The organism is Komagataeibacter sp. NFXK3 (assembly GCF_054182245.1).
In genome coordinates this window covers 304738-317408 of sequence record NZ_JAPIVJ010000002.1, presented here as the reverse complement: position 1 = coordinate 317408, position 12671 = coordinate 304738, and the positions used below count along the sequence as shown (strand labels likewise).

Sequence of the window (12671 nt, the reverse complement as noted above, 5' to 3'; positions counted from 1 at the left end):
TCCCACCCCTCCGCACACGGTGCCCGGGCCGCCAGGAAAGCCGTCTGGGGAAACGCCTGTGATCTTCAGGCAAGGCTTTCAAGCACGCCGCCTTTAAAAAAGGCAGTGCCCAAACTTTTATCCTTTTTTTATCAATGCACTATTCCCAAGCAGTCACGCATTCGCCATGTGCGCTACAGCCAGTTTTCCATTCCATGATGCCACATGAACACGCTAGGATCGCGACCGCTTCCTGTTCGGGCATGGAATGGACAGGCTACCATTTTTATTATGATCGATAATATCATTCATGATACTGACCACGCAAAAGGCGCGCCAGCCTGCAAGCGCAGGCCACTCCAGAAATGACTTTTAAAAATTAAGAAAAGTCTTTGGGCGTCCCCTTTTTGAAAAAAGGCGACGTCTTCCAAAGTGTCTCGAAAAAAGCTTCACCAAAAATTTTATAATTTCAGGATGTCATCCGGGCTGCTTTTTCAAATAGGCCCTGAGCCATCAGCCGGGGAACAGGATTTCCCCATCCGTTGCGCTGACATCAAAAAAACCGACCCGATGCCGGATAGCCAGTTCACGCGTCAGGGCATACGCCTCTTCAGCCACCGACCATGCAAAAGCCGCGTAGATCATGTGCGGGCTGACGGTTGAATAATCAGTCAAATAAGGACCGGCATCATCTGACGCATCCAGTTCTGCGCTGCCCATATCCAGAAATGTGCGGCACATGTCCCTGTACCATGCGCTCAGTGCCGGCGTTATGGCACTGCCTTCACCCGCGTCTTCCATCTGCTGGCGATACCAGGCAAGGAATTCCGTCCTGTCACGCGGGGCGGTAACGGGATCAAAAACCATAAGATCATAACTCAAGGCATCCGGCCTCCATTTTCACCATGCCCCAATATATACAACGTATCCCATAATGGGGTGATCTCTCTCTATCCGGCGCACCGCAATCCGGCCTGCGTTCCGCGCCACGGGGGGAGCACTGTGGAAGAGGTCATGGTGCAGCGCCCTGTTCCATTGTAATGATTCGACGGATCAACCCAACGCAGCCACTGCGGGCGTGCGACAGCAGAAGGTAGCCAGACCATGGAAAAAATGACACTGAACATACAGGGCATGACCTGTGATGGCTGTGCCGCCAAGGTACAGCGCGCGCTCGAAGGGGTGGATGGCGTCTCGATGGTGGAAGTCTCGCTCGAGCAGGGCAAGGCCTTTATCACCTACGATGCCCGCTCCACCAACCCCGAAGACCTGTACGCCGCCGTGGATGACGCAGGATTTGATGCGGGTTACTGAAGGCTGGAATAGTCCACGCGCTGCCTTTTTTCCCAAAAAGGCAGCCGTTTCTGAAGCTTTTTGAAAAAAGCTTCACCAAAAACTTTCTTGCGTTTTCAGGCTGGCAGGGCGGCAGCCGCCTTGCGAATGGCCTGCGCCATGGCCTCCACCCCATTGCCCCGGTTGGTGGAGAGCGCCTGCACCAGCCCCAGTTCGCGCAGGAAGGCTGGGTCGGTATCGAGTATCTCCTGCCGGCTGCGGCCGGAATAGACCCGCAGCAGCAGCGCCACCAGACCCGACACGATGGCGGCATCCGACGCACCGGCAAGGTAGAGCACGCCATCGCGCGGCTGCACCTCCATCCAGACCTGGCTCTGGCAGCCCGGCACGCGATGGGCGTCATCCTGCCACGCGGGCGGAAAAGGCGGCAGCTTGCGCCCGAGTTCGATGATGTACTGGTAGCGCTGCATCCAGTCATCAAACAGGGCCAGTTCCTCGCCAATCTCGGCAATGGCGTCAGCGGCGGTATCGTCCTCGGGCTTTACAAACGGGTCGGTCATCATCTTTCCAGCATTGGTGGCCATCAAATCGGTCAGAATGCAAAAGGCCGCGCCCTGCGGCACGGCCTCCTGCGGATCGGGTCATGCCCTACAGGATAAAGCGGCTCAGATCACCCTTGCGGGCCAGCGGCGCCACCTTGGCCTGCACGTCGGCGGCCTCGATCAGCACAGCCTCGCCCTTGCGGTCGGCTGCGGTAAAGGACACATCCTCCAGAAGGCGCTCGAGCACGGTGGCCAGACGCCGCGCGCCGATATTTTCAACCCGCTCGTTAATATCCGCCGCAAGCTCCGCCAGCGCATCAATCGCCCCGTCGCTGAACGACAGTTTCACATCCTCCGTGCCCAGCAGGGCAACATACTGCTTGAGCAGCGAATGCTCCGGCTCGGTCAGGATGCGGCGCAGGTCCTCGCGCGTAAGCGAGGCCAGTTCCACCCGGATGGGCAACCGCCCCTGCAGCTCGGGCAACAGATCGGACGGCTTGGCAATATGGAACGCGCCCGATGCAATGAACAGGATATGATCGGTGCGCACCGGGCCGTATTTGGTCGAGACGGTGGTCCCCTCGATCAGCGGCAGCAGGTCGCGCTGCACGCCCTCACGTGAGACATCGCCGCCCCGCGCGCCCCCTTCGGCGGCACGGGCGCAGACCTTGTCGATCTCGTCGAGGAAGACGATGCCATGATCCTGCGCATGGGCCACGGCCTCGCGCGTCAGGGCCTCGGTATCGAGCATCCGGTCAGCTTCCTGCCGGATCAGGGCGGCACGGGCGGCGGCCACCGTCATGCGCTTTTGCTGCGGCACGCGGTTCATGAAGCCCTTCATCATGTCCGAGAAGTTGATGACGGTGCCCGGCGTCATGTTCGGCATGTCGGACTGGGTCGGATTGCCGCCCTCGGCAATCGAGATCTCGACTTCCTTGTGCTCGAGCTCGCCCGCGCGCAGCATGCGGCGGAACTTGTTGCGGGTCTCGGCCGAAGCCCCCTCGCCCACCAGCGCATCGAGCAGGAGCTTCTCGGCCGCTTCCCCTGCATTGGCCTCGACATCCCTGCGCCGCAGGTCGCGCAGCATGTTGATCGAGACCTCGATCAGGTCGCGGATGATGCTCTCCACATCGCGGCCCACATAACCCACTTCGGTGAATTTGGTGGCCTCGACCTTGAGGAACGGCGCCTGCGCGAGTTTGGCGAGGCGGCGGGCGATCTCGGTCTTGCCGCAGCCGGTCGGCCCGATCATCAGGATGTTCTTGGGCACGACCTCCTCGCGCATCGCATCGGGCAGCTGGGCGCGCCGCCAGCGGTTGCGCAGCGCAATGGCCACGGCGCGCTTGGCATCGCCCTGCCCGATGATGAAGCGGTCAAGTTCGGAGACGATCTCACGCGGGGTATGATTGGGTATTTCCATTATCAGGCCGCCCCTTCATGCGCATCCGCGCCCAGTGTCTCCACAATGACGCAGTGGTTGGTATAGACACAGATATCACCGGCAATCTTCATCGAACGGCGTGCGATTTCCTCGGCACCCAGCCCGTCAATGCCCAGCAGGGCGCGCGCGGCCGAGAGCGCGTAATTGCCGCCCGAGCCAATGGCGATGATGCCATCCTCCGGTTCAAGCACATCGCCATTGCCCGTAAGCGTGAAGGAACGCTCTGCATCGGCCACGGCCATCATGGCCTCGAGCCGGCGCAGGTAGCGGTCGGTGCGCCAGTCCTTGGCCAGTTCCACGCAGGCGCGCTCGAGCTGGTTGGGGTAGCGCTCGAGCTTGTTTTCCAGCCGCTCGAGCAGGGTGAAGGCATCTGCCGTCGCCCCCGCGAAGCCTGCCAGGATCTGCCCCGTCGGCCCGATGCGGCGCACCTTGCGGGCATTGCCCTTGATCACGGTGGCCCCCAGCGTCACCTGCCCGTCGCCCGCCATGGCGACACGCCCGCCGCGGCGCACACACAAAATGGTCGTACCATGCCACCCGACAGGGTCATGGGATGAGGAATGATGATCTTGCATGGTCCTACAGATAAAACCTTCCTGCGCCAGCACAAGGGGCAACGCGCCCGCTGCCGGGCGCGGGCCGCAATTCAGTCAGGCGGGCGCTGCATGATCCGGTCGATATGGGCGGCAAGGTCCGCCTGCGTGAAGGGCTTGTGCATGACATTGGCGCTGCCCGCGGGCAGCGCGCCCGCGCTGGCGTAGCCGGTCAGGTACAGCACGCGCAGGCCGGGACGCAGGGCCTGGAGGTGGTGCACCGTCTCGAGCCCGCCCATGCCCGGCATCATCACGTCCATGATCACGAGGTCGATCGGGCCGAGCCCCGCCTTCATCGCCTCCACCGCCGCCGTGCCGGAGGAATATTCAAGCACCTCATGCCCCCGCGCGCGCAGAAAGCCTGCCGTGACCGCCCGCACGCCCGGCTCGTCATCCACCACCATCACATGCAGCGCGCGGCCATTTTGTGCCCCCGCCTGCAGGCTGGCCACGGGCCGGGCCGGGTCCTGCGCCCTGATGCCCCCCTGCACCGGCAGGCACAGATCCACGCGCGTGCCCTGGCCCGGCTGGCTGCGCACCTGCACCTCGCCGCCCACATGGCGGATGAACCCATAGATCATGGACAGGCCCAGCCCCGTGCCGCGCCCCACATCCTTGGTGGTGAAAAAGGGCTCGAACACGCGCGCCAGCGTATCGGGCGACATGCCCACCCCCTGGTCGGTGACCGAGACCATCACGTAATCACCCGGCACGAGGTTGGTGCCCGCCACGATCTCCTTCACCTGCTTGAGGGCGGTCGAGACCACGATCATGCCACCGCCGGGCATGGCATCGACGGCGTTGATGCACAGGTTGAGCACGGCGAGCTCAAGCTGGCCCGCATCGGTGCACACAGGCGGCAGCCCCCCGTCGGATGCAGCGGTGTCGACCACGATGGAACAGGGCTGCCCGCGGGCCCCCTTGCCCTGGCGCGAGACCACGGTCTGGGCCAGCAGGTCCTTCATGCCATGCAACAGGGCGTTCACGTCCACCGGCTCGAGGCTCAGGTCGCGCGGGCGGCTGAAATTGAGCAGCCTGCGCGTGAGCGAGGCGCCACGCTGGGCGGCGGCGGCGGCGTTGTCGAGCAGGCGGGCCATCGGCCCTTCCTCCGGCCCCATGTCGCGCACGAGTTCGAGCGAGCCCAGCACTGCGGTAAGCAGGTTGTTGAAGTCATGCGCGATGCCGCCTGCCAGCGTGCCGAGTGCCTGCATCTTTTCCGCCTGGCGCAGGCGGGCCGCCATTTCCTGCTGGCGGGTGATGTCGCGGTTGATCACGACCGAGCCGGCCGAGCCATCGCCCAGCGCGCCCAGAACCACGCGCGTGATCTCGCGCCACCGCCCCTGTGCCGCACCCCGGATATGGGCAGGCAGTTCGAGCGCTTCCTCATCCCGCCCTTCCGCCTGCAGGCGCGCCTGCGCTGCCCGGATGATGGGCAGGAGGTCGGCATCGCACAGTTCCTCCTCCGTGTGGCCAAGGCAGGCATTGATATCCCGGCCATAGAAATCGGCCGCCTGCTGGTTGATGCGGATGAAACGCCCCTGCGCATCCTTGAAGCCAAGGCCCGAGCGCAGGTTGTCAAGCAGCCCGTGCAGCAGCATGCGCTCGGTGCGCAGTTCACGCTCGAGGCGGTGGTAATCCGCCGCCTGCACGATCATGGCGCGCAGGGCGTCGGGGTCCCATGGCTTGTGGGAATAGAACGAGATGCGCCCCTGGTTGAGTGCCGCCGCCACCGCGCCGATATCGGCATAGCCGGTGAGCAGGATGGCCTGGGCATCGCTATGGGCACGGGCACGGGCCAGCATCACGTCCCCGCCCATCTCGGGCATGCGCTGGTCGGACACGATCACGTCCACGTCGTTGCGGGCGGAAAGGATCTGCAGCGCCTCGGTGGGCGATGTGGTGGACAGGACGGTAAACGTGTCTTCCAGCAGGTCGGTCAGGGCAACGAGGATCTCCGCCTCGTCATCGACCAGCAGCACGACGGGGCGCGCCTGCGCGGCAGGATCTGTGTTCATGGGCATGGTCTCTCCCTGCACGCGGGCTGTGGGCATGGTCAGGCCATGCGCCCGGATGATATGGCGGCCGGTGGCGGGCTTTCACTTCCCTGCTCCGGATGCCACGGTACGGAAATGGTGAAGCGCGCCCCACCCTGTGGCGCCCGCCCCACCGACAGGCTGCCGTGATGCGCCTGCACCACGCTATAGGCAATGGCCAGCCCCAGCCCCGTGCCCGCCCCGACCGGCTTGGTGGTGAAGAACGGCTCGAAAATGCGCTCCTGCACATCGGGCGCAATGCCGGGGCCACTATCGGTAATGACAAAGACGTAACTGTCGGGCCCGCTGTCATTATGGGCGAGGTAGGTGTGGATCCCGATCTCGCCCACCGCCATGCCGCCCTGACCAGACATATCATCATGCTGGGCGGCAAGAATTGCATCCGCCGCATTGCTGATAATATTCATGATGACCTGATTGAGCAGCGCCGCCTGGCAGTACAGCCGGTCAGGCGCCTCATACTGGCGCCTGACCGCAATGCCGCTGCCCAGTTTCTGGGTCAGCAGCGCCATGACCGTTTCCAGCGCCTCGGGCACGTCGATAAGCTGGAACAGCCCTTCATCAAGCCGCGAGAATTTGCGCAGGTTCAGCACAAGGTTCTGGATGCGCCGCAACCCCATGTTCATCGACCCCACCCGGTCGCGGCACTTGGCCAGGATCGCGCCCCGCTGGTCGTGGTCGGCATCGGTGGTGGCGTCTTCCATCGCCGCAAGCCGGTCCAGCCCGCGCGCCACCGTGTCCTTGTGCGCCAGGATGAAGGCCAGCGGGTTGTTGATCTCGTGCGCGATGCCCGCCACCAGCTCACCCAGGGATGCCATCTTGGCGGTCTGCACCAGCTTGCCCTGGGTCTCGATCAGCTTGCGGTTGGCATCGGCCAGCTCGCGGTTGGCCTGCTCCAGCGCCTCGGCCAGCGACGCCTTCGATGCAATGGCCGCCGCCTCCGCGCGCGCACTCTTGACCGCGATCTCGCGCGCCTGCCGCTCCACCTCGATGCGGCGCACGTCATCCTGCAACAGCTTGCGGCGCACCAGCACGCGAATGCGCAGCGCCAGCGCCGCAGGCCCCACATCGCGCGAGACGAGATCATCGATCCCCGCCTCGAACACGCGGGCCGAGAACTCCTTGGCATCGGGCCGGGGGGCGCCATCCACGCCGAGTATGCGCGGCGGCACGTTGCCCGAGAGCAGGTCCTCCTGCCGCCATTCATCAAGCTTGCGGCAGACTTCAAGCCCGTCGAACTCCCGGCACGCAAGATCGATCACCACGCAGTCGGGCATGTGCTCGGGGTCATGCAGCAGGGCGGACACGAGGCGGGAGGGGTCATGCCACAGGGTGACGATGTGCCCGTCGCGCCGCAGCTGGTCGAGCAGTTCGGGCACGGCGCGCCTGTGTTCGGGTTCGGGGGCGATGACCATGATGCGCGCGCGCCGGAACACGCGCTGCGGCACGAGCGAGGGCGCATGCGCCGCGTGCTCGCGCAGCAGCGCACGGATGCGGAAGACGATCAGCGCCGGGTCGGAGGATTTGGGAATATAGGCATCCGCCCCGCTTTCCAGCCCCTCGCGCTCCAGCCCCGGCTCGATCCCCTCGGTCAGGATCAGCACGGGTATGGTGCGCGTGACCGCGCTCATGCGCAGCTGGCGGGCAAGCTGGCCGCCATTCATGCCCGGCAGGTGATAATCGGCGATCACCAGCCCCGGCAGGCGCACATCAAGCGTATCGAGCGCCTCCTCCCCGCTGGCCACGCGATGGACATGAAAGCCGTGGCTTTCCAGCATGCGGCGGATGCGCAGGGCCTGCGTGTCCGAATCCTCCACCAGCAGCAGGGTGTCGGCAATGGCTTCGCGGTCGGTCAGCACCATGGGGTCGTCTTATCCAGCCAGGGGGTCTTGGGAGGGAACAGGGCCCCCCGCCATGGCCCGGAGAATATGGGGGGCGATTTCATGCACCGGCAGGCTGATGCATGCCGCCCCCGTGCGCTCGGCAGCGCCCGGCATGCCGTGAATGACGGCGGTGCTGCGGTCCTCCACCACCGTGTAGCCTCCGCGCGCGCGCAGGCGGCCCAGCCCCTCCACGCCATCCTCGCCCATGCCGGTCAGCAGCACGCCAAGCCCGTCGGCGCCAAAAACCCTTGCCACGGAGGAAAACAGCACGTCAGCCGAGGGGCGCTGCCCCTGCACCGGGGCTGCGTCGTGCAGCAGCACCTCGCCGCGCGGGCCCACCGTCATGTGCCGGTTACCCGGCGCCACGAGCACCTGCCCGCGCGCGAGTGGCATGCCATGCTGCGCCAGCCTGACCGGCAGCGCCACCTGCTGGTCCAGCCACTGGGCAAAACCTTCCATGAAGCTTTGCCCCATATGCTGCACCAGCACTACCGGCAGCGCGAAATCGGGCGGCAGGTCACCCAGCACGCGGGCAAAGGCGGTCGGCCCCCCGGTGGAGGCGGCCATGGCGAGGATGCGGGGGTGGATGACAAGCGGGCGCGACCACATGCCCTTGTGGCGAAAGGGCTCCGCCTGCATGAGCCTGCGCCGGATGACCGGCACCTGGCTCATGATGTAGAGCTGGGTGGCAATGCCCTGCGCCACGGCCGCCCCCGCGCTGCCCGTAAGCCCCTGCGGCTTCTCGATCACCGACAGCGCCCCCGAGCGCAGCGCGTTCATCGAGACCTGCGTGGCCTGGCCGCCCAGCGTGTCGCTCACGATGACGATGGGGGTGGGAAAATGCGCCATGATCTGCCGCGTGGCCTCAAGCCCGTCCATGCCGGGCAGGCAGATATCCATCGAGATCACGTCCGGCCGAAGGCGCGGCACTAGGCGCAGGGCCTCCTCCGCCGTTTCCACCGCCTCGGCCAGTTCAAGGCGCGGGTCATCGGCCACCACGCGCATGAGCAGGTGGCGCAATACCGCCGAATCCTCCACGATCAGCACGCGTCTTGGCGGCTGGACCGGCTGGGGCAGGACTGCGTTCACAAAAGCCCCCTTATGGTGTCGATCAGTTCGCCCTGGTCGAAACGCTGCTTGGTCAGGTAGGCCCGCGCGCCGCCTTCCATGCCGCGACGGATATCCTCGCCATCATCGCGCGAGGTCATGAGCACGACGGGAATATGGGCCAGATGCACATCCCCCTGCATGGCCGCGAGCAGGGCCAGGCCATCCATGCGCGGCATTTCCACATCCGTCACCACCACATCCACATGCCGCGAGGATTGCTGGAGCATGGCCAGCGCCTCCTCTCCATCCACCGCAAGGCACACGTCATAACCGTGGGACTGGAGGATCGTTTTCTGCAATGTCCGGGTCGTGATCGAGTCATCGACCACCATCACCAGCGGCGCGTGGCGCACGGGCACCACGGGGGCGGCGCTGTCCACATCGCTGAAATGCGCCCCACCCCCATTGCCGCGCTCGCGCCAGCGCGCAAACAGCCGGTCGGGGCTGAGCACGAACACCGGCTGGTCCTCGCGCGGCCAGGCAATGCCGGGCACGAGCTCGCTGTCCAGCCCCACGGCGGTGGCGTCCGACACCAGGAGCGTGCGCACATCGACCATGCGCTCGACGGCAAAGCCGCAGCGCACGCCATCGACCTCCATCACCACCACGCTCACCGCGCCATCGCGCACCGGCAGCGGCGCGTTTTCATCGCCCACGAAGGCGCGCAGCGGGGCGAGCGGCACCAGTTCCTCCTCGCGCCGTTCGTCTGCCACACCCGCGCCATTGGGCGGGTGGGGCACCACGGCAAACGGCATGCCGCCCACCAGGCGGATCTCGTCACGCCGCACGCGCAGCAGGTGGCGGATCACCCGGCCGGGCAGGCCGAGGGACTGGCCCTCGTTTTCCACCAGCAGCACGGTGCGCTGGCGCTGCGACACCGGCACGGTCAGGATGACGGTGGTGCCCGCGGGCTGGCGCTGCTCCATGCGCACGCTGCCATGGAGCGCGCGCGCCGCCTCCGCCACCACGGAAAGCCCCACCCCGCGCCCGGCCAGGCTGTCGGCCTTGCCACGGGTGGAAAAACCCGGCTCGAACACGCGCGCCAGCAACTGCCGTGCATCGAGCGGGGCATCGGCATGGACCAGCCCCTGCCCTGCCGCGCGGGCGGCGATGGCACGCAGGTCGGGGCCGCGCCCGTCATCGCTCACCGCGACCTGCAGCCGCACCCCGGTCATGGTCACGGCGATGGTGATGTTGAGGTCTTCCGACTTGCCCGCCGCCAGCCGCTCGGCACGGGTTTCGTGCCCATGCACGATGGCGTTGCGCACGAGGTGGATGACCGGGTCGCGCAATGCCTGCATCACGCGGCGCTCGGTCTGCACGTTCATGCCGGTCATGTGCACCTCGACGCCTGCCTCCGGCCCGCCATGCTCGCGCGCGATGCGCCGCGCCATGGCGGCCAGCGAGCCGAACACGCTCTCGGCGGGCACGAGGGTTACGGCATGCACTTCCTCGCCCAGGCGCAGCAGGGCACGGTCGATCTGGCCCGCCATGAGCTCACGCTCGCGCCCCACCCCCATCAGCCGGCGCGTCATGCGCGCGAATTCGGCCACCGGGTCGGCGCGCATGCGCTCGGGCGCGTGCATGACGGCGCGCGCATCACCCAGCAGGTCCATCACCTGCGCCCATAGCCGCTCATGCCGGTCGGCCACGGCCATGAGGTCATGCACGGCGGCGGCCAGCGCATCGAGCCGGGCCACGGGCACCTGCACATAGGCCGGGTTTTCCACCTGCGTCGCCGCCTCATCGGGTGCGGCGGGCGCATCCGGGGGCGTTGCGGTCATGAGCAGGTCGATCTCGTCGAGCGTATCGGTAATGGCGGCAAGATCGGCCGCGTCGGGCAGCGCATGGGCCGAAAGCAGGGCCGAGAGGCGGTTCTCGAGCGCATGGGCCACGCCCTCGACCACCGGCAGTTCCACCGCGCGCGCCGCACCCTTAAGCGAATGGACGCGGCGGAAGATCTCCGCAAGGCCCTGCGCATCCGGGCAGCCCGCCGCCACGATGGCGCGGATGGCCCGCAGATGGTCGCGGTATTCGGCATCGAACACCGCCAGCAGTTCGTCCCTCAGGTTATCCACGGGCTGGCCCGTCAGGTCCGGTAACGCGCGGAAATGGTGAGCAGCTGCTTGGACAGCTTGCCGAGGTTGCTGGCCGAGACCTCAAGGTTGCGCGTGCCGCCCGATGTCTGCTGGCTGGCCTGGCGGATGCTCTGCAGCGCGGTCATGACCTGCTCGATGCCGATCTGCTGCTGGTTGGTCGAGGCCACGATCTGCTGGAAGGCATTCACGCCCTCCTGGATGCCGCCGGTCATGCGCTCGATGGTGCGGTAGGCGATGTCGGTGCGTTCCTTGCCCGCCGAGACGCGCTTGACCGCCTCCTCCGTCAGCATGACGGAGGTATTGATGCCGCGCTGGATGTCGCCCAGTATGGCGCGCACGTTCTGGGTGGCGTCACGCGACTGGTCGGCGAGGATCTTCATCTCGGCGGCCACCACGGCGAACGAACGGCCATGCTCGCCTGCCGCCGCCGCCTCGATCGCGGCATTGAGGGCAAGCAGGTGCGAACGCTCCGACAGGTCATTGACCGAGGCAATGATCTCGCTGATCGCCTCGGTGCGCTCGGACAGCGCCACGATGTTCGAGGCCACGGCCTCGGCGCCATCATGGGTGTGGGCCATGGCGCGCGCGGTTTCCTCCACGGCCTCAAGCCCGCTGGCCGAGCTGTGCACGATCACCTCGGCAGATGAAATCACCTCACGCGCGCGCTTGCTGATCTGGGCACCGGAATGGGTGATCTCGTCCACCGTGGCAGCCGTTTCCTGGACTGCGGCAAACTGTTCCTCAACACTTGCAGCCTGCTGCTGGGTGGAGGCGCGGATCTCGGCCACGGCGGCATCGAGGTTCTGCGTCACCTCGCCGCTCTGGCGGGCAATCTCGCGCAGGCCATCGATCATGCGGTTGAGCCCGGCGGCAAGGCGGGCGACCTCATCGCGCTCCTCGCCCATGCCGCCCACCTTGGCGCGGGTGGCAAGGTCGCCCTGCCCCACGCGCTCCATCACGTGCATGATGGACGAGATCGGCTCCATGATCGAGCGCCGCGTCCAGAAGGTCACGATCAGCGCCACCACCACGGCGAGCACCATGCCAATGGCCAGCGAGCGGCGGCTGTAGTCATAGGAGGCCGCACCTTGGGTTTCGGCCACCTGCACCCCGTGGTCGAGCAGCGAGGCGGCACGGCCCACGAGCAGGTCGATCGACTGCTCGCGGCTGTCTATGCGCGAGGCCTGCTCGCGCACGCTGGCATCATTGCCCGCACGGATGGCCTGGAACAGGAGCCCCGCACCGCGTGTATCCATCTGGAACTGGCTGGAAATATCACGCAGCTGGCTGGCCACGGTACTGAACATCTCGCGCTGGTCGTTGCTGCGCGCAAGGCGTCCGCCTTCCTCGGCACGGGAAAGCACGCCAGCGAGCAGGCTGTCGGCCTCGCGGGCCTTTTCATCCCAGCTGGCAATGGCATCTTCGAGCACGGCGGGCGCGGTCTCGAAATCATGGGCGTAGTAATGCGCCAGGATGGCGAGCCTGCGGGCGACGAGGTCGTTCTCGTTGGCGCGGATATGGGTCAGTTCACGATAGACCGACAGGTCACGCGTGACGATGATGGTCATCTCGTCGCGCACGTCGCGTATCTGCCCCAGCGCATAGATACCCAGCGAGACCATGAGCAGGACACCGACCATGAAACCGAACAGCAGGCGATTGGCGATAGTCACGGCA

General features: G+C 66.0%; 10 protein-coding genes. 1 reads left to right on the top strand and 9 read right to left on the bottom strand.

Annotation, left to right across the window (positions count from 1 at the left end; translation table 11 throughout):
• Positions 1-492 precede the first annotated feature (492 nt).
• Positions 493-780, bottom strand: a complete 288-nt coding sequence (locus tag OQZ28_RS03645) for a hypothetical protein (protein WP_458135169.1) — start codon at positions 778-780, stop codon at positions 493-495.
• A gap of 303 nt (positions 781-1083) precedes the next feature.
• Between OQZ28_RS03645 and OQZ28_RS03640 the strand changes: the two genes are divergently transcribed.
• Positions 1084-1293 carry a heavy-metal-associated domain-containing protein gene (locus OQZ28_RS03640; protein ID WP_130730579.1) on the top strand — a complete coding sequence of 70 codons (210 nt, stop codon included), beginning with the start codon at positions 1084-1086 and terminating at the stop codon, positions 1291-1293.
• Between the two features lie 95 nt (positions 1294-1388).
• Here the strand turns inward: OQZ28_RS03640 and OQZ28_RS03635 are convergent, their stop codons facing one another.
• The 8 genes from OQZ28_RS03635 to OQZ28_RS03600 form a co-directional block, all read right to left on the bottom strand.
• On the bottom strand, positions 1389-1835 hold the full coding sequence (locus tag OQZ28_RS03635) for a SufE family protein (protein WP_130730580.1): 447 nt from the start codon (positions 1833-1835) through the stop codon (positions 1389-1391).
• An 85-nt stretch (positions 1836-1920) separates the two neighbouring features.
• Positions 1921-3234, bottom strand: coding sequence for an ATP-dependent protease ATPase subunit HslU (hslU, locus tag OQZ28_RS03630; RefSeq protein WP_130730581.1), 1314 nt, complete (start codon positions 3232-3234; stop codon positions 1921-1923).
• Positions 3235-3236: 2 nt separating this feature from the next.
• The gene (hslV, locus tag OQZ28_RS03625; protein WP_130730582.1) at positions 3237-3830 is read right to left on the bottom strand and encodes an ATP-dependent protease subunit HslV; all 594 of its coding nucleotides are present in this window, start codon (positions 3828-3830) and stop codon (positions 3237-3239) included.
• A gap of 71 nt (positions 3831-3901) precedes the next feature.
• Positions 3902-5863, bottom strand: a complete 1962-nt coding sequence (locus OQZ28_RS03620) for a response regulator (protein ID WP_458135168.1) — start codon at positions 5861-5863, stop codon at positions 3902-3904.
• A 38-nt stretch (positions 5864-5901) separates the two neighbouring features.
• Entirely contained in the window at positions 5902-7764 is a 1863-nt protein-coding gene (locus OQZ28_RS03615) for a response regulator (RefSeq protein WP_458135167.1), read from the bottom strand.
• A 9-nt stretch (positions 7765-7773) separates the two neighbouring features.
• Positions 7774-8874 (bottom strand): chemotaxis-specific protein-glutamate methyltransferase CheB, encoded by a 1101-nt coding sequence (gene cheB / locus OQZ28_RS03610; RefSeq protein WP_275100968.1) that lies wholly within the window; start codon positions 8872-8874, stop codon positions 7774-7776.
• Positions 8871-10973: a hybrid sensor histidine kinase/response regulator gene (locus OQZ28_RS03605; RefSeq protein ID WP_130730585.1), complete on the bottom strand. Its 2103-nt coding sequence runs from the start codon at positions 10971-10973 to the stop codon at positions 8871-8873. The genes cheB and OQZ28_RS03605 overlap by 4 nt, the downstream gene beginning before the upstream one ends.
• Positions 10974-10984: 11 nt before the next feature.
• Entirely contained in the window at positions 10985-12667 is a 1683-nt protein-coding gene (locus OQZ28_RS03600; protein WP_458135166.1) for a methyl-accepting chemotaxis protein, read from the bottom strand.
• Positions 12668-12671 lie beyond the last annotated feature (4 nt).